The sequence below is a fragment of the Cronobacter turicensis genome (assembly GCF_041222865.1).
In the GTDB taxonomy this organism is placed as follows: Bacteria; Pseudomonadota; Gammaproteobacteria; order Enterobacterales; family Enterobacteriaceae; genus Cronobacter; species Cronobacter turicensis.
The window spans coordinates 1,421,491-1,437,447 of the sequence record NZ_CP165997.1; the positions used below are offsets into that span (position 1 = coordinate 1,421,491).

Genomic DNA, 15,957 nt, shown 5'->3' on the forward strand with positions numbered 1-15,957 from the left:
ACTTATAATCCTCGAGCGATCATGAAGCTCTCTTATAACCGCGTATTTCCACCAGGCGCTCTGCGGCAACTCTGCTACAATCGCGCCTCTTTTGATGGATGGGCATTATTTTTATATGGTTTCCGAATCTAAAACCACACAAGCGCCTGGGCTGCGTCGCGAACTGAAGGCGCGCCACCTGACCATGATCGCCATTGGCGGCTCCATCGGCACAGGGCTTTTTGTCGCTTCAGGAGCGACCATTTCTCAGGCGGGCCCCGGCGGCGCGCTGTTTTCCTATATTCTCATCGGTCTGATGGTCTATTTCCTGATGACGAGCCTTGGCGAGCTGGCAGCCTACATGCCGGTATCGGGCTCGTTTTCCACCTACGGCCAGAAATATGTCGAAGAAGGCTTCGGCTTCGCGCTCGGCTGGAACTACTGGTACAACTGGGCGGTGACCATCGCGGTTGATCTCGTGGCCTCACAACTGGTCATGAGCTACTGGTTCCCGGACACGCCCGGCTGGATCTGGAGCGCGCTGTTCCTCGGCATCATGTTCCTGCTGAACGTGATTTCCGTGAAAGGCTTCGGCGAAGCGGAGTACTGGTTCTCGTTAATCAAAGTCACCACCGTGATTATCTTTATCGTGGTGGGTATTGCGATGATCGTGGGTATTTTCAAAGGTTCAGAACCGGCGGGATGGAGCAACTGGAAGATTGGCGATGCGCCGTTCGCAGGCGGTTTCTCGGCGATGATTGGCGTGGCGATGATAGTCGGCTTCTCCTTCCAGGGCACCGAGCTTATCGGCATCGCGGCGGGCGAATCCGAGGAGCCGGAGAAAAACATTCCGCGCGCGGTGCGTCAGGTATTCTGGCGTATCCTGCTGTTCTATGTGTTCGCTATCCTGATTATCAGCCTGATTATCCCATACACCGACCCGAGCCTGCTGCGCAACGACGTAAAAGATATTAGCGTCAGCCCGTTCACGCTGGTGTTCGAGCATGCCGGTCTGCTGGGGGCGGCGGCGATCATGAACGCGGTTATCCTGACGGCGGTGCTCTCGGCGGGTAACTCCGGGATGTATGCCTCCACCCGTATGCTCTATACGCTCGCCTGCGACGGCAAAGCGCCGCGCATTTTCTCGAAGCTGTCGAAAGGCGGCGTGCCGCGCAACGCGCTGTACGCGACCACGATTATCGCCGGTCTGTGCTTCCTGACCTCAATGTTCGGCAACCAGACGGTCTATCTGTGGCTGTTGAACACCTCCGGGATGACGGGCTTTATCGCCTGGCTTGGCATCGCCATCAGCCATTACCGTTTCCGTCGCGGCTATGTGCTGCAAGGCAACGATATCAACGATTTGCCGTATCGTTCCGGTTTCTTCCCGCTGGGCCCGATTTTCGCCTTCGTGCTGTGCCTGATTATTACGCTGGGCCAGAACTATCAGGCGTTCCTCGCGGATACCATTGACTGGGCTGCCGTCGCGGCGACCTATATCGGCATTCCGCTGTTCCTGATTATCTGGTTTGGCTACAAGCTGACGAAGGGCTCCCGTTTCGTAAGTTATCGCGATATGGAATTCCCCGATCATCTGAAAAAATAAAGCAAAGGGCGCGTAAGGCGCCCTTTTTTATTGGGTGTTTTTTGATGAAGGCGGGTGCGCTGCGCTTACCCGCCCTGGGCTATATAAGGTGCAAAGAATGTTGGGTGGGTAAGCGAAGCGCACCCACCCGTGCCGTATTACTCCCTTCGAATCACGCCCTGTTAACGCAAATGCTGCGCGTGAAAGCGCAAATGCTCTTCAATAAACGTGGCGATAAAATAATAGCTGTGGTCGTAACCCGGCTGCATACGCAACGTTAATGGCCAGCCCGCCTCGCGCGCCGTTTCATCAAGCCGCTCCGGCTGGAGCTGTTCGCCGAAAAACGGATCGCTGTCGCCCTGATCGATAAGCGTCGGGATCGCGTTTTCCGCTGACGCCTGCTCCATCAACGCGCAGCTATCCCACTGGCGCCACTGGCTCTCGTCATCTCCCAGGTACGCCGCGAACGCTTTTTTACCCCACGGCACCTCGGTAGGGTTCACAATCGGCGCGAACGCCGACACCGAGCTAAAACGTCCCGGATTTTTCAGCGCCATGATAAGCGCCCCGTGGCCGCCCATCGAATGCCCGCTAATCGCCGCCTTCGGCGCCAGCGTAAAGTTCTCCGCCAGTACCTGCGGCAGCTCATTGCTCAGATAATCAAACATCCGGTAGTGCGCAGCCCACGGCGCCTCGGTGGCGTTCAGGTAAAAGCCCGCGCCTTTGCCGAGATCGTAACTGGCGTCATCCGCCACCGCGTCGCCGCGCGGGCTGGTATCCGGCATCACCAGCGCCAGGCCAAGCTCAGCGGCCACCCGCTGCGCGCCCGCTTTGGTGGTGAAATTCTCATCGCTACAGGTCAGCCCGGACAGCCACCATACCACCGGCGGCGGGGTCTGCGCGTCGGGCGGGAGATAGATGCTGAAGGTCATCGGGCAGTTAAGCACGCGGGAGTCGTGACGCCAGCGCTGTTGTAAACCGCCAAAACAGCGGTGTTCTTCGAGCAGTTCCATAGAGGCTCCTTTTGTTCAAACCCGGATAGTGCAGTCTATACGCCAGGTGAGCAAGTTTCACTTCACCGGGCCGGGATCATAGCGCATCATATTGATAACTTTATTTTAACAAATGGGGGCGGCGTGGCGCTGCGTATTGCATTAACCGGCTTTCTGGCGCTGGTGGTGGCGATGGGGATCGGGCGGTTCGCGTTTACGCCGCAGGTGCCGCTCATGGTGGGCGAGGGCGAACTGACGCTCACCAGCGCGGGTCTTGTGGCCGCCGCCAACTATCTTGGCTATTTGCTCGGCGCCTGGGACGCCATGCGCGCTCACCGCCATGTCGAATACCGGCTGCATATGGGCGTCTGGGGAGCGGTGCTGCTGACGCTGATTTCCGCGCTGGCGGACGGCCCGTGGTCGCACGGCGTGGTGCGCTTCGTGATTGGCTGCATGAGCGGCTGGGCGCTGGTGATGGCGGCAGGCTGGACCAACGAACATCTGGCCCATCACGGCAGGCCGGGTTTAAGCGCGGCGGTCTTCGCCGGTCCCGGCGTCGGCATCACCATCAGCGGTCTGCTGGCGGTCTGGATCCACGGCGCGGCGCTCAGCGCGGCGCAGGGCTGGGTGATTTACGGCACGCTGGCGTTCGCGCTGATTGCGCTTATCGCCCGTTATTTACCCCGCAAAGGCGAGCTGCACCGGGCGGATACGCCACCCGCGCCGCTGGAACTCACGCCCGCGCTGAAAAGACTGGTCTGGAGCTACAGTCTGGCGGGCTACGGCTATATTCTGCCCGCCACGTTTTTATCGCAGATGGCGGCGGCGCGCTTTCCTGGCAGTCTGTTCGCGCAATTTGTCTGGCCGGTGTTCGGCGCGGCCTCGGTCGCCGGGATCGCGCTCGGCATTCTCTGGCGCACGCGCGGTACGGCGTCGCAGCGGCTCGCCGTCGTGCTCTGGCTTCAGGGGCTCGGCGTGCTGGCGGCGGCGCTGCTGCCGGGGCTGTCCGGGCTGGTGGTAGGATCGCTTCTGGTCGGCGGCGGTTTTTTGTGCGCGGTGCAGCTCTCATTACAATGTGGACGCGAGCTGGCGCCGCAGCATACGCGTTATCTCGCCGGGTTGCTCACCACCGGTTATGCGATAGGCCAGCTCGTCGGGCCGGTAACATCGGCGCTCTCCAGCCACTTTACCGGCCAGCTGGAGCCCGCATTATGGCTGGCGGGCGTGGCGCTCTTTATCGGCGGCGCGCTGGTCTTCCGGCGTGCCTGAAAGGCCGCGACGATTTCAACAATTTCGCCCCGGCCACTGGATTATGTGCGTTCGCTCACGCACAATGAGCCCACGCTCAGCCCCGGCCGGGCAGAGTCTGGTTACACCTGCAGGAGAAAATAACAATGCCATCACTCAGTAAAGAAGCGGCCCTGGTTCATGAAGCGCTGGTCGCGCGCGGTCTGGAGACGCCACTGCGTCCGCCGGTCAACGAACTGGATAACGAAACCCGCAAGCGCCTTATCGCGGGTCACATGACCGAAATCATGCAGCTGCTTAACCTGGATCTGAGCGATGACAGCCTGATGGAAACCCCGCATCGCATCGCGAAAATGTATGTGGATGAGATTTTCTCCGGCCTCGATTACGCCAATTTCCCGAAGATAACCGTCATTGAGAATAAAATGAAGGTGGATGAAATGGTCACGGTGCGCGATATCACCCTGACCAGCACCTGTGAACACCATTTTGTGATCATCGATGGTAAAGCGACCGTCGCGTATATTCCGAAAGACGCGGTAATTGGGCTTTCAAAAATCAACCGCATCGTGCAGTTCTTCGCTCAACGTCCACAGGTGCAGGAGCGACTGACGCAGCAGGTGCTGGTGGCGCTGCAAACGCTGCTTGGCACCAATAACGTGGCGGTATCGATAGACGCGGTGCACTACTGCGTGAAAGCGCGCGGCATTCGCGACGCCACCAGCGCGACCACGACCACCTCGCTCGGCGGGCTGTTTAAGTCCAGCCAGAACACGCGCCAGGAGTTTCTGCGCGCCGTGCGTCACCACAACGGCTAAGACGCAGGATGACGAGGAATATCACTCTCGACGCGGTACGCGGTCTGGCGATCCTCGGCATTCTTCTGCTCAACATTACCGCCTTTGGGCTCCCGAAGGCGGCTTATCTCAACCCCGCCTGGTACGGCGATATTACCTCCCGCGACGCCTGGACCTGGGCGCTGCTCGATCTCTTCGCCCAGGTCAAATTCCTCACGCTGTTCGCGTTGCTGTTCGGCGCCGGTCTGCAAATGCTGTTGCCGCGCGGCAAGCGCTGGATCCAGGCGCGCCTGACGCTGCTGGCGCTGCTTGGTTTCCTGCACGCGATTTTCATCTGGGATGGCGACATTCTGCTGGCTTACGGGCTGGTGGGGCTGGTCTGCTGGCGCATGGTGCGCGACGCCCAGAGCGTCAAATCGCTGTTTAAAACCGGCGTTGTGCTTTATCTCATCGGCATTGCGGTGCTGTTGCTGCTCGGCATGATGTCTGACGACCATATGAGCCGTTCCTGGACGCCGCAGGCGGCCGATCTGTTCTATGAGAAATTCTGGCGTCTGGAAGGGGGCATGGAGGCCGTGCGCAGCCGCCTCGATCTGCTCTCCTCCATGCTGCTGGCGCTCGGCGCGCAGTATGGCTGGCAGCTGGCGGGCATGATGCTTATCGGGGCGGCGCTGATGCGCAGCGGCTGGCTGCGCGGCGAATTCAGCCTGCGTCACTACCGGCGCGCCGGGTTAGGGCTGGTGGCGCTGGGGATAATCATCAATCTGCCGGCGATAGTCGTTCAGTGGCGGCTTGGCTGGGACTACCGCTGGTGCGCGTTTCTTCTTCAGGCGCCGCGCGAGCTTGGCGCGCCGCTGCAGGCGCTCGGCTATACCGCGCTGGTTTTCGGCTACTGGCCGCGGCTGGGACGCCTGAAACTGATGACCGCCGTTGCCTGCGTCGGTCGGATGGCGCTCACCAACTATCTGCTGCAAAGCCTTATCTGCACCACGCTGTTTAATCACTTCGGCCTGTTTATGAGGTTCGACCGGCTGTCGCTGCTGGCATTTGTTCCGGCGGTCTGGGCCGTTAACCTCGCCTTCTCAGTGCTCTGGCTGCGTTATTTCCGCCAGGGGCCGCTGGAGTGGGTATGGCGCCGTCTGACGCGCCTTGCCGCAGGCGCACCGCAAACTGCATCATCCAGATAACGATCTGGATCACAATCGTTAACAAATCGCATGTAACCGTTTCCAGCGCTGTGATGCGCTTCACGCAGCGCGTGAGGGCGCACTGCCAGAATAGCCACCTGACTTAACACAGGGGGTTTCTGTGAGACGCATTTCAGCTCTTCAGGGTGGTCGCCATGATCACCATTCGTGACGTTGCCCGTCTGGCAGGGGTGTCTGTCGCGACGGTCTCCCGCGTTCTCAATAACAGCGCGCTGGTCAGCCCCGAAACGCGCGAAACCGTCATGCAGGCGGTCACGCAACTGGGCTACCGCCCGAACGCGAACGCCCAGGCGCTGGCCACCCAGGTCAGCGACACGATAGGCGTCGTCGTGATGGACGTCTCCGATCCATTTTTCGGCGCGCTGGTGAAAGCCGTTGACGTGGTGGCGCAGCAGCACGGCAAGTATGTGCTTATCGGCAACAGCTATCACGAGGCGGAGAAAGAGCGTCACGCCATCGAAGTGCTGATCCGCCAGCGCTGCAGCGCGCTTATCGTGCATGCCAAATCGCTCAGCGACGACGAGCTTTCAACCTTCCTCGAACACGTGCCGGGCATGGTGCTGATTAACCGCATCGTGCCGGGTTACGCGCATCGCTGCGTCGGTCTTGATAATGTCACCGGCGCGATGATGGCGACGCGGATGCTGCAAAGCAGCGGACATCAGCGCATCGGCTATCTCGCCTCCAGTCACCACATTGATGATAACGACAAACGCCGCGAAGGGTGGCAGCGGGCGCTGTCCGATGAGGGTATACAGCCGCCAGAAAGCTGGGTGGGTACCGGCAGTCCGGACATGCAGGGCGGGGAGGCGGCGATGGTGGAGTTGCTGGGCCGTAACCTGCATCTTACCGCTGTGTTTGCGTATAACGACAGCATGGCGGCAGGCGCGCTGACGGCGCTGAAAGATAACGGCATTCTGGTGCCGCAGCATCTGTCAGTCATTGGTTTCGATGATATTCCGATTGCCCGTTACACCGACCCGCAACTGACGACCGTGCGTTATCCGGTGGTCTCAATGGCGCGTCTCGCCACCGAACTGGCGTTACAGGGCGCAGCAGGGGAGCTGGATCCGGCGTCCACGCACTGTTTTATGCCGACGCTGGTGCGTCGTCATTCTGTGGCGGCGCGGCAAAATGTGGCCCCGATCACTAGTTTATAAACGAGGGTGATGTAACCGCTTTCAATCTGTGAGTAAATTCACAGTATATTAACATTGCGCTGACTATGATGACGGCGTCTCATGGGCCTGAAACTTTATGTAACGGCGATTTAACACTGACGTTATCTGCCGCCCCTGAACGATAAAAAAGCGTTACTGGAAGTCTTACCGAGCATGGAAGCGTTATTTATTAGTGAACTTCGGCATTCAGTAAGGCTTTTTTCCTTACCGTCCTGCCGCCCGTTTTTCACGATTGCTACCCTGCATAAAAACCGGAGATACCATGAATAAGAAGGTGTTGACCCTCTCTGCCGTTATGTCCTGCATGCTCTTTGGCACCGCGGCTCAGGCAGCTGACCGTATTGGCGTAACTATTTATAAATATGACGACAACTTCATGTCCGTCGTACGTAAAGCCATTGAAAAAGACGCGTCTGCGGCGCCTGACTTTCAGCTGCTGATGAACGACTCCCAGAACGACCAGTCCAAGCAGAACGATCAGATTGACGTGCTGCTGGCGAAAGGCGTCAAATCTCTGGCGATAAACCTGGTTGACCCGGCTGCCGCAGGCACCGTTATTGAAAAAGCGCGCGGTCAGAACATCCCTATCGTGTTCTTCAACAAAGAGCCGTCCCGCAAAGCGCTGGACAGCTATGACAAAGCTTATTACGTGGGCACCGACTCTAAAGAATCCGGCATTATCCAGGGCGATCTGATTGCCAAGCACTGGAAAGCCAACGCGGGCTGGGACCTGAACAAAGACGGTCAGATCCAGTACGTGCTGCTGAAAGGCGAGCCGGGTCATCCGGATGCTGAAGCGCGCACCACTTACGTTATCAAAGAGCTGAACGACAAGGGCATCAAAACCCAGCAGCTGCAGCTGGATACCGCCATGTGGGACACCGCTCAGGCGAAAGATAAAATGGACGCCTGGCTCTCTGGTCCGAACGCTAACAAAATCGAAGTGGTTATCGCCAACAACGACGCCATGGCGATGGGTGCGGTAGAAGCGCTGAAAGCGCACAACAAATCTTCCGTTCCGGTCTTCGGCGTGGATGCGCTGCCGGAAGCGCTGGCGCTGGTGAAATCTGGCGCGCTGGCCGGTACCGTGCTGAACGATGCCAACAACCAGGCGAAAGCGACCTTTGACCTTGCCAAAAACCTGGCGGCAGGCAAAGGCGCGGCAGACGGCACTGACTGGAAAATTGAAAACAAAGTGGTGCGTATTCCTTATGTCGGTGTTGATAAAGACAACCTGGCGGAAATCACCAGCAAAAAATAATTGCCAAGTTTTTACGGGGCGCATTTTGCGCCCCCTTTAGCGTGCCATGCTCAGACAACACTCTCGCAGCCAGGTATAAATATGGTCAGCAATAATACGCAGTCGTCAGGCGAATACTTGTTGGAAATGACGAATATCAACAAGAGTTTCCCGGGCGTTAAGGCACTCGATAACGTTAATTTAAAAGTTCGTCCCCATTCTATTCATGCTCTGATGGGTGAGAATGGCGCGGGCAAATCAACGTTATTAAAATGTCTTTTCGGGATCTATCAAAAAGATTCCGGCAGTATTCTTTTCCAGGGGAAAGAAATCGATTTCCATTCTGCCAAAGAGGCGCTTGAGAATGGAATATCAATGGTGCATCAGGAATTAAACCTGGTATTACAACGTTCCGTCATGGACAACATGTGGCTTGGCCGTTACCCGACCAAAGGCATGTTTGTAGACCAGGAAAAAATGTATCTTGATACCAAAGCGATTTTCGACGAGCTCGATATTGATATCGATCCTAAAGCTCGCGTGGGTACGCTTTCCGTATCGCAGATGCAGATGATTGAAATCGCCAAAGCGTTCTCCTATGACGCCAAAATCGTCATCATGGATGAACCGACGTCTTCTCTGACCGAGAAAGAAGTCAATCACCTCTTTAAGATTATCCGTAAGCTGAAAGATCGCGGCTGCGGTATCGTCTATATTTCCCACAAAATGGAAGAGATCTTCCAGCTGTGCGATGAAATCACCATCCTGCGCGACGGCCAGTGGATAGCCACCCAGCCGCTCGACGGCCTGGACATGGATAAGATCATCGCCATGATGGTGGGGCGTTCGCTTAACCAGCGCTTCCCGGATCGTGAAAACCAACCGGGTGAAGTGATTCTTGAAGTGCGCAACCTGACTTCGCTGCGCCAGCCGTCGATTCGCGATGTCTCCTTTGATCTACATAAAGGCGAGATTCTCGGGATTGCGGGCCTGGTGGGCGCGAAACGCACCGATATTGTGGAAACCTTATTTGGCATCCGCGAGAAATCCGGCGGAACCATTAGTCTGCACGGCAAAAAGATCAATAACCACAGCGCGAATGAAGCCATTAATAACGGCTTTGCGCTGGTGACCGAGGAGCGCCGCTCAACGGGGATCTACGCTTATCTGGATATCGGCTTCAACTCCCTGATTTCCAATATTCGCAACTATAAGAGCAAAATCGGCTTGCTGGATAATTCCCGCATGAAAAGCGATACCCAGTGGGTGATTGACTCAATGCGTGTTAAAACGCCGGGTCATCGCACGCAAATTGGTTCGCTTTCCGGCGGTAACCAGCAAAAAGTCATTATCGGGCGCTGGCTGCTTACCCAGCCGGAAATCTTAATGCTCGATGAGCCGACGCGCGGTATCGACGTAGGCGCGAAATTCGAAATCTACCAGCTTATTGCTGAACTGGCGAAAAAGGGCAAGGGGATCATTATTATCTCCTCAGAAATGCCTGAGCTGTTAGGGATAACTGACCGTATTCTGGTAATGAGCAATGGCCTTGTCTCCGGAATTGTTGACACCAAAACGACGACGCAAAATGAAATTCTGCGTCTTGCGTCTTTGCACCTTTAATATCAGGGGCTCCTCATGAGTGCGTTAAATAAGAAGAGTTTTCTCACTTATCTGAAAGAGGGCGGTATTTACGTCGTCCTTTTAGTGTTGCTGGCCATTATTATTTTCCAGGATCCAACGTTTTTAAGCCTGCTGAACTTAAGTAATATTCTGACCCAGTCATCGGTGCGTATTATTATCGCACTCGGCGTGGCGGGGCTGATTGTCACCCAGGGGACCGACCTTTCCGCAGGGCGCCAGGTGGGTCTGGCTGCGGTGGTGGCGGCGACGCTGCTGCAATCGATGGAAAACGCCAATAAGGTGTTCCCGGAAATGGCGACCATGCCGATTCCGCTGGTGATCCTGATTGTTTGCGCCATCGGCGCTGTGATTGGCCTGGTGAACGGCGTTATTATCGCGTACCTCAACGTGACGCCGTTTATTACCACCCTTGGCACCATGATCATCGTTTACGGTATTAACTCGCTGTATTACGACTTCGTGGGCGCGTCGCCGATTTCAGGCTTCGATTCCGGCTTCTCGACCTTTACGCAGGGCTTTGTGGCGCTCGGTAGTTTCAGGCTCTCCTACATTACGTTCTACGCGTTAATCGCCGTAGCGTTCGTCTGGATCCTGTGGAACAAAACCCGCTTCGGTAAAAACATTTTCGCTATCGGCGGCAACCCGGAAGCGGCGAAAGTCTCCGGCGTGAACGTGGCGCTGAACTTGCTGATGATTTATGCGCTCTCCGGCGTGTTCTACGCTTTCGGCGGGATGCTGGAAGCGGGCCGTATCGGCTCTGCCACCAACAACCTGGGCTTTATGTATGAGCTCGACGCCATCGCGGCATGCGTGGTGGGCGGCGTTTCCTTCAGCGGCGGCGTGGGTACGGTGCTTGGCGTGGTGACCGGCGTGATTATCTTCACCGTCATTAACTACGGCCTGACGTATATCGGTATTAACCCGTACTGGCAGTACATCATCAAGGGCGGGATTATTATTTTCGCGGTAGCGCTGGATTCCCTGAAATACGCGCGTAAAAAATAAGCGTCGTTACATCGAAAAAGCCTCCGCCTGCGGGGGCTTTTTTTATGGGCGGGGGAAAGGGGTAACGGCGGGTGCGCTACGCTTACCCGCCCTACAACGAAGGATGCGAGTCCGTAGGATGGGTAAGCGCAGCGCACCCGCCATATGTTCATAAATGAAAGGGTGGTTTGGAGGGTGGGTAAGCGTAGCGCACCCACCACGTGGCACCCACCATGCCGCCGCGTTTACTTCTTCTTCTGCAATTCCAGCATCTGCTCGGGCGTCACGGCAGGGTAACCCTGCGCGTCGTCGGGCACTTCGCTAAGGGCGGGGATCGGCACCAGCGGGCCGAGAAAACGCGGCTCGCGCTTAAAGATATAGAGATCCGCCAGCGCGCCTAAACGCGCGCCGAACTCGCGTACGCGCACCGACAGCATATTTTTCGGCGACGGCACCGCATAGCACTGCGCCTGGATGCCCATATGCAGCGCGATAAACAGCGCGCGCTCGCAATGGAAACGCTGGGTAATAATGATGAAATCGTTGGTATCAAACACCCGACGGGTGCGAACGATAGAATCGAGCGTGCGGAAACCGGCGTAATCCAGCACGATATCCGCCGGATCGACGCCTGCGGCTATCAAATCCTTGCGCATCGTCATCGGCTCGTTATAGCTCTGCTGGGCATTATCGCCGCTCAGCAGCAGGTAATTCACCTTGCCGCTGTTATAGGCGTTCAGCGCGCCCTGAATGCGGTAGCGGTAATACTGATTAATGACGCCGGTGCGATAATATTTGGCGGTGCCGAGCACCACGCCCACCTGCCGCCAGGGCAAATCCTGTAGCTCGTCATAGACGTAAGGCGCGGTTTTCCAGCTGATCCAGCGGTCGAGCAGCAGCGCTGTTAACAGCAGTACGCCAATCAGGGCCAGCAGGCTGTATAACAAACGCTTTAACATTCAGGCAGCTCGAAGCAAAAAGGAAAGAGATTCAAGGCTACTTTACCCGTCGGGCAAGAGCAAGAATCGAACGTCCGGTTGAAGCATTTTTCGTCACAGCGGGCAGGGCGCCCGCTGTGATATTTCAGGCGAGCGTAACCCGCTCAAGGCCGGTGAAGCCCAGCGCGTTCAGGGTCGCAGCGGTGGCATCACGCTGAACGATGGTCGCCTCGTTCAGTTCGGCAAGCGCGACGCGCTTGATATCCGCCCACGCGTAGCCGTTCAGGCTCAGCAGGTTCAGCGCAGCCTGCAAGGGCGGCAGCGAAGGGTTAAACGCCGCGTTTTCGGCATAGCTGCCGGTAAAGACCGCGCTGTCCCGGGTTTCAATCGCGAGCCCGGAAGGCGACTGGCTGTAAGGCGCATGGCTGCGGTTAGCCGCGGCGATCGCCGCCTGAGCCAGCGCGTCGCCCTCAATCGCATAGCCATGATTTTCGGTATCAAAAATCAGCGTCTTAATATCAAGATCGCGCGGGCCGAAGGCGTCCGGCAGGTAATCGCCAAGCTGTGAAGGCGCGCGCCCCGGCAGATTAATGCGAAGGGTAAGCCCGCTGTTCAGCTCATTCATAAACTGACGGCAGTGGCCGCACGGCGTGTAGTTAACGGTAATGGCCGCAAGACCGGTTTCGCCGCGCATCCAGGCGTGGGTAATGGCGCTCTGCTCGGCGTGAATGGTCTGCTGCATCGCCGCGCCGCGAAACTCCATGTTGGCGCCAAAATAGAGGCTGCCGCTCAGGCCGCGGGCCACAGCGCCCACATTAAAATGAGAAATCTCAGTCTGCGCGCAGGCGGCGGCTAAAGGCAGCAGCGCGAAGGCCAGCGCGTCATCATCCAGACCGCTCTGGCGGCGAATGTCAGCGACCTGTTCAGCGTTCAGCATCGCCGGGAAATGAATATCGGCAATCAGCGGCGCCAGCGCGGCTTGCAGCGCTGCCGGCAGCTGTGCGAAGGCAGTTTTAAAACGTGGGTGCATGGCAAAGCCTCAAAATAGATAACCAGAACCGTAGTTTACGGCGCTCCTGAGGCTTTATATGTGATTTAACTCTCACTGGCTATGCAACAAATGAAATTTAGAATGAAAATGCGCGACATATCGCATGTTTTAGCGCCATATCGCCAGAATAAGCGGGAACAAAAAAGGCGCCAGCAGTGACGTGATAATGCCGCAGATCACCAGCGCCAGCGAACTGAACGCGCCTTCCTGGTAATCCAGCTCCGCGCAGCGCGCCGTACCCAGGGCGTGCGAGGCGGTGCCCATCGCGAGCCCGCGTGCGGATTTGGTTTTTATTCGCATCACATTCAGCACGGCATGGCCGAACACCGCGCCGAGAATACCCACGAAAATCACGCAAACGGCGCTGATGGCAGGAATGCCGCCGAGGCTTCCGCCCACGGCCATCGCAATCGGCGTGGTCACGGATTTCGGCAGCACCGATGCCGCGATCTCCGGGCTGGCGCCCATTAACAGCGCAACAGAGGTGCCGGTGACCATCGCCACCACGCTCCCGGCGAAACAAATCGTGATAATCGATTTCCAGCGCGCGCGGATCTGGTGCAGCTGTTCATACAGCGGGAACGCCAGGGCCACCACGGCGGGTTGCAGTAAATCATTCAGAATGCGGCTGCCCTGAAAATAGCGCTCATAAGGAATATGCGCCAGCATCAGAAAAGGGATCAACACCACCATGCAGACCAGCAGCGGATTGAGCAACGGGCTTTTGAGACGCGCGGCAAGCTTACGGGCGGCGAAAAACACCAGCAGCGTCAGCGGCAGCGACCACCAGATATTCTGGATCATTTCTCACGGCTCCTTTCCTGGCCTACCACTTTGCGCTCGCCGTGCGCCAGATGCGCGCTCCAGCTCACCACCATAAACACCACCAGCGTACTGATAAAGCAGGAGACCACCACCGGGCCGAACTGCGCCTGCAGCACGTCGAAATATTGCATCACGCCAATACCCACCGGCACAAACAGCAGCGCCATATAACGGATCAGTAGATTGCAGGCGGGCTGAACCCACTTTGCAGGCAGGATCTGAAAGGCGAGCAGCACAAAAAGAATCAGCATGCCGATGATGCTGCCGGGGATAGTAATCGGCAGCAGCGCGGCAATCGCGATACCTGCATAGAGGCAGGCGTAAATCAAAATAAACGCGCGTACCAGTTGCCAGAGAGAAGTCAGCATTGTGCTCATAGGAGGTCACCTTTAAACCGAACGCATTCATCATACAATTAAAATGAAAACTGTGCTACCGATCACAGGAGCCAGCCCAGCATACCTAAACTTTCGAGTTGCCGCTCAGGTTCGCGGTAAGCCTTTCCGGGCCGCGTGAATTTTTTGCGCGGCGTTACGCAAACCGCTAATGATTCCCTTGAGGCTATAGATTACAATCTATAAAACGCTCCTTGCCGTTCACGGTAGTCGCTAACGTACAGGGAGGAGCGCCATGTGGACTATTTACCTCACTCATGAGTTTGAGTGCTGGCTCGCGACGCAACCGCAACCGTTGCAGGAGGATGTTCTGGCGGCGCTGGGGCTTCTGAAAATCAAAGGGCCGCACCTGGGGCGTCCCTATGCCGACACGCTTAAAGGCTCGCGTCACGCGGGTATGAAGGAATTACGGATCCAGCACGCCGGACGGCCCCTGCGCGCCTTTTACGCTTTTGATCCGCACCGTTACGCCATTGTGCTGTGCGCGGCGGATAAAAAAGGCAATGAAAAGCGGTTTTATCAGGTCATGCTGCGCGTTGCTGACAAACTGTTTAGCGACTATCTGACACACCGGGAGGTATAGATGAAGACGTTTGATGAAGTGCTGGCGGCGCAGACCCCGGAGGCCCGCGCGCGCATTGAAGAGAAAACGGCGCAGCTGCTGCTGGAAACCCACCTGTATGCGCTGCGCGAGGCGCTCAGCGTGTCGCAAACCGAGATGGCGCGCCAGATGGGCATCGCGCAGCCGTCGGTCGCGGCTATCGAACAGCGCGGCAACGAGATGAAAATCTCCACGCTGAAACGCTATGTCGAAGCGCTCGGCGGGACGGTGCGTCTGGATGTCGAGCTGCCGGACGGCCAGCGCTTCGGTTTTACGCTCTGAGTCCGCGCTCGCGCATTCCTTTCGGGGCGGCGAGGCGCTACCATAGCGCCTCTTTTTTTAACGGGTAGCGTTATGCGTGTTTTACTGGCGCCGATGGAAGGCGTGCTTGATTCTCTGGTGCGCGAACTGCTCACCGGCGTGAACGATTACGATCTCTGCATCACCGAGTTTCTGCGCGTGGTGGACAGCCTGCTGCCGGTGAAATCGTTTTATAAACTCTGCCCGGAGCTGCATCACGAGAGCCGCACGCCGTCCGGCACGCGGGTGCGTGTGCAACTGCTCGGCCAGCATCCGCAGTGGCTTGCGGAAAACGCCGCCCGCGCGGTGGCGCTGGGCTCCTGGGGCGTTGACCTCAACTGCGGCTGCCCGTCTAAGCTTGTGAACGGCAGCGGCGGCGGCGCCACGCTTCTAAAAGACCCGGATCTTATCTATCGCGGCGCGAAAGCGATGCGCGAAGCCGTGCCTGCGCACCTGCCGGTAACGGTGAAAATCCGTCTCGGCTGGGACAGCGGCGCGCGCCGTTTTGAAATCGCCGATGCCGTCCAGCAGGCGGGCGCGACGGAGCTGGTGGTGCACGGGCGCACTAAAGAAGATGGCTATAAAGCGGAGCGGATTAACTGGGCGGCGATTGGCGAAATCCGCGAGCGGTTGACGATCCCGGTTATCGCCAATGGCGAAATCTGGGATTACGCCAGCGCGCAGGCCTGCATGGCAGAGACGGGCTGCGACGCGGTGATGATAGGCCGCGGCGCGCTCAACGTGCCGAATTTAAGCCGCGTGATTAAATATAACGAGCCGCGTATGCCCTGGCCGGAAGTGGTGCAATTGCTGCAACAGTACACCCGGCTTGAGAAACAGGGCGATACGGGCATGTACCACGTAGCGCGCATCAAGCAGTGGCTGGGCTATCTGCGTAAAGAGTACGCCGAGGCGACAGAGCTTTTCCGCGAAATCCGCGCGTTAACCACCTCAGCGGCTATTGCCGACGCCATCAACCGTCACTGACG

The 15,957-nt window shown here is 57.5% G+C and carries 16 protein-coding genes; 11 read left to right on the forward strand and 5 right to left on the reverse strand.

Annotated features, from left to right (window positions below; translation table 11 throughout):
- Positions 1-115: 115 nt before the first annotated feature.
- Positions 116-1,585 carry an amino acid permease gene (locus AB8W27_RS06815; protein ID WP_015741855.1) on the forward strand — a complete coding sequence of 490 codons (1,470 nt, stop codon included), beginning with the start codon at positions 116-118 and terminating at the stop codon, positions 1,583-1,585.
- 161 nt (positions 1,586-1,746) lie between these two features.
- Here AB8W27_RS06815 and fghA read toward each other — a convergent pair whose 3' ends face one another.
- Positions 1,747-2,577, reverse strand: a complete 831-nt coding sequence (gene fghA, locus AB8W27_RS06820) for an S-formylglutathione hydrolase (RefSeq protein ID WP_015741854.1) — start codon at positions 2,575-2,577, stop codon at positions 1,747-1,749.
- A gap of 123 nt (positions 2,578-2,700) precedes the next feature.
- Between fghA and AB8W27_RS06825 the strand changes: the two genes are divergently transcribed.
- From AB8W27_RS06825 to mglC, 7 genes are all read left to right on the forward strand, one after another.
- Entirely contained in the window at positions 2,701-3,825 is a 1,125-nt protein-coding gene (locus AB8W27_RS06825; RefSeq protein ID WP_041923744.1) for a YbfB/YjiJ family MFS transporter, read from the forward strand.
- A 125-nt stretch (positions 3,826-3,950) separates the two neighbouring features.
- Entirely contained in the window at positions 3,951-4,622 is a 672-nt protein-coding gene (gene folE / locus AB8W27_RS06830; RefSeq protein WP_007762579.1) for a GTP cyclohydrolase I FolE, read from the forward strand.
- A gap of 8 nt (positions 4,623-4,630) precedes the next feature.
- The gene (gene yeiB / locus AB8W27_RS06835; protein ID WP_015741852.1) at positions 4,631-5,788 is read left to right on the forward strand and encodes a DUF418 domain-containing protein YeiB; all 1,158 of its coding nucleotides are present in this window, start codon (positions 4,631-4,633) and stop codon (positions 5,786-5,788) included.
- A gap of 155 nt (positions 5,789-5,943) precedes the next feature.
- Complete coding sequence (galS, locus tag AB8W27_RS06840; protein ID WP_015741851.1) at positions 5,944-6,969, forward strand: HTH-type transcriptional regulator GalS; 1,026 nt, start codon at positions 5,944-5,946, stop codon at positions 6,967-6,969.
- A 283-nt stretch (positions 6,970-7,252) separates the two neighbouring features.
- The gene (gene mglB / locus AB8W27_RS06845; protein ID WP_015741850.1) at positions 7,253-8,251 is read left to right on the forward strand and encodes a galactose/glucose ABC transporter substrate-binding protein MglB; all 999 of its coding nucleotides are present in this window, start codon (positions 7,253-7,255) and stop codon (positions 8,249-8,251) included.
- Between the two features lie 81 nt (positions 8,252-8,332).
- Positions 8,333-9,853, forward strand: a complete 1,521-nt coding sequence (mglA, locus tag AB8W27_RS06850; protein ID WP_007762571.1) for a galactose/methyl galactoside ABC transporter ATP-binding protein MglA — start codon at positions 8,333-8,335, stop codon at positions 9,851-9,853.
- A gap of 15 nt (positions 9,854-9,868) precedes the next feature.
- A complete protein-coding gene (mglC, locus tag AB8W27_RS06855) occupies positions 9,869-10,879 on the forward strand; it encodes a galactose/methyl galactoside ABC transporter permease MglC (RefSeq protein ID WP_007762569.1) in 1,011 nt (336 codons plus the stop codon).
- Between the two features lie 224 nt (positions 10,880-11,103).
- On the opposite strand, the gene sanA is transcribed toward mglC, so the two are convergent.
- The 4 genes from sanA to AB8W27_RS06875 all read right to left on the reverse strand — a co-directional run bounded on the left by sanA (position 11,104) and on the right by AB8W27_RS06875 (position 14,049).
- Positions 11,104-11,817, reverse strand: coding sequence for an outer membrane permeability protein SanA (gene sanA / locus AB8W27_RS06860; RefSeq protein WP_004387784.1), 714 nt, complete (start codon positions 11,815-11,817; stop codon positions 11,104-11,106).
- A gap of 124 nt (positions 11,818-11,941) precedes the next feature.
- Complete coding sequence (cdd, locus tag AB8W27_RS06865) at positions 11,942-12,826, reverse strand: cytidine deaminase (protein ID WP_015741848.1); 885 nt, start codon at positions 12,824-12,826, stop codon at positions 11,942-11,944.
- Between the two features lie 129 nt (positions 12,827-12,955).
- Positions 12,956-13,651: a CidB/LrgB family autolysis modulator gene (locus AB8W27_RS06870; protein WP_015741847.1), complete on the reverse strand. Its 696-nt coding sequence runs from the start codon at positions 13,649-13,651 to the stop codon at positions 12,956-12,958.
- On the reverse strand, positions 13,648-14,049 hold the full coding sequence (locus AB8W27_RS06875) for a CidA/LrgA family protein (protein WP_007699662.1): 402 nt from the start codon (positions 14,047-14,049) through the stop codon (positions 13,648-13,650). Before AB8W27_RS06875 ends, AB8W27_RS06870 begins: the two co-directional genes overlap by 4 nt.
- A gap of 253 nt (positions 14,050-14,302) precedes the next feature.
- Between AB8W27_RS06875 and AB8W27_RS06880 the strand changes: the two genes are divergently transcribed.
- From AB8W27_RS06880 to dusC, 3 genes are all read left to right on the forward strand, one after another.
- Positions 14,303-14,650, forward strand: coding sequence for a type II toxin-antitoxin system RelE/ParE family toxin (locus tag AB8W27_RS06880; protein ID WP_015741845.1), 348 nt, complete (start codon positions 14,303-14,305; stop codon positions 14,648-14,650).
- The gene (locus AB8W27_RS06885) at positions 14,651-14,950 is read left to right on the forward strand and encodes a helix-turn-helix domain-containing protein (protein WP_007776551.1); all 300 of its coding nucleotides are present in this window, start codon (positions 14,651-14,653) and stop codon (positions 14,948-14,950) included.
- A gap of 72 nt (positions 14,951-15,022) precedes the next feature.
- Positions 15,023-15,955: a tRNA dihydrouridine(16) synthase DusC gene (dusC, locus tag AB8W27_RS06890; RefSeq protein ID WP_041923743.1), complete on the forward strand. Its 933-nt coding sequence runs from the start codon at positions 15,023-15,025 to the stop codon at positions 15,953-15,955.
- The last annotated feature ends 2 nt before the right edge of the window (positions 15,956-15,957 follow it).

What these genes read in the sequence shown, in the direction of transcription:
- AB8W27_RS06815 (WP_015741855.1), top strand. Translation starts at nt 116, where the DNA reads ATGGTTTCCGAATCTAAAACCACACAAGCGCCTGGGCTGCGTCGCGAA.
- fghA (WP_015741854.1), bottom strand. Translation starts at nt 2,577, where the DNA reads ATGGAACTGCTCGAAGAACACCGCTGTTTTGGCGGTTTACAACAGCGC.
- folE (WP_007762579.1), top strand. Translation starts at nt 3,951, where the DNA reads ATGCCATCACTCAGTAAAGAAGCGGCCCTGGTTCATGAAGCGCTGGTC.
- yeiB (WP_015741852.1), top strand. Translation starts at nt 4,631, where the DNA reads ATGACGAGGAATATCACTCTCGACGCGGTACGCGGTCTGGCGATCCTC.
- galS (WP_015741851.1), top strand. Translation starts at nt 5,944, where the DNA reads ATGATCACCATTCGTGACGTTGCCCGTCTGGCAGGGGTGTCTGTCGCG.
- mglB (WP_015741850.1), top strand. Translation starts at nt 7,253, where the DNA reads ATGAATAAGAAGGTGTTGACCCTCTCTGCCGTTATGTCCTGCATGCTC.
- mglA (WP_007762571.1), top strand. Translation starts at nt 8,333, where the DNA reads ATGGTCAGCAATAATACGCAGTCGTCAGGCGAATACTTGTTGGAAATG.
- mglC (WP_007762569.1), top strand. Translation starts at nt 9,869, where the DNA reads ATGAGTGCGTTAAATAAGAAGAGTTTTCTCACTTATCTGAAAGAGGGC.
- sanA (WP_004387784.1), bottom strand. Translation starts at nt 11,817, where the DNA reads ATGTTAAAGCGTTTGTTATACAGCCTGCTGGCCCTGATTGGCGTACTG.
- cdd (WP_015741848.1), bottom strand. Translation starts at nt 12,826, where the DNA reads ATGCACCCACGTTTTAAAACTGCCTTCGCACAGCTGCCGGCAGCGCTG.
- AB8W27_RS06870 (WP_015741847.1), bottom strand. Translation starts at nt 13,651, where the DNA reads ATGATCCAGAATATCTGGTGGTCGCTGCCGCTGACGCTGCTGGTGTTT.
- AB8W27_RS06875 (WP_007699662.1), bottom strand. Translation starts at nt 14,049, where the DNA reads ATGAGCACAATGCTGACTTCTCTCTGGCAACTGGTACGCGCGTTTATT.
- AB8W27_RS06880 (WP_015741845.1), top strand. Translation starts at nt 14,303, where the DNA reads ATGTGGACTATTTACCTCACTCATGAGTTTGAGTGCTGGCTCGCGACG.
- AB8W27_RS06885 (WP_007776551.1), top strand. Translation starts at nt 14,651, where the DNA reads ATGAAGACGTTTGATGAAGTGCTGGCGGCGCAGACCCCGGAGGCCCGC.
- dusC (WP_041923743.1), top strand. Translation starts at nt 15,023, where the DNA reads ATGCGTGTTTTACTGGCGCCGATGGAAGGCGTGCTTGATTCTCTGGTG.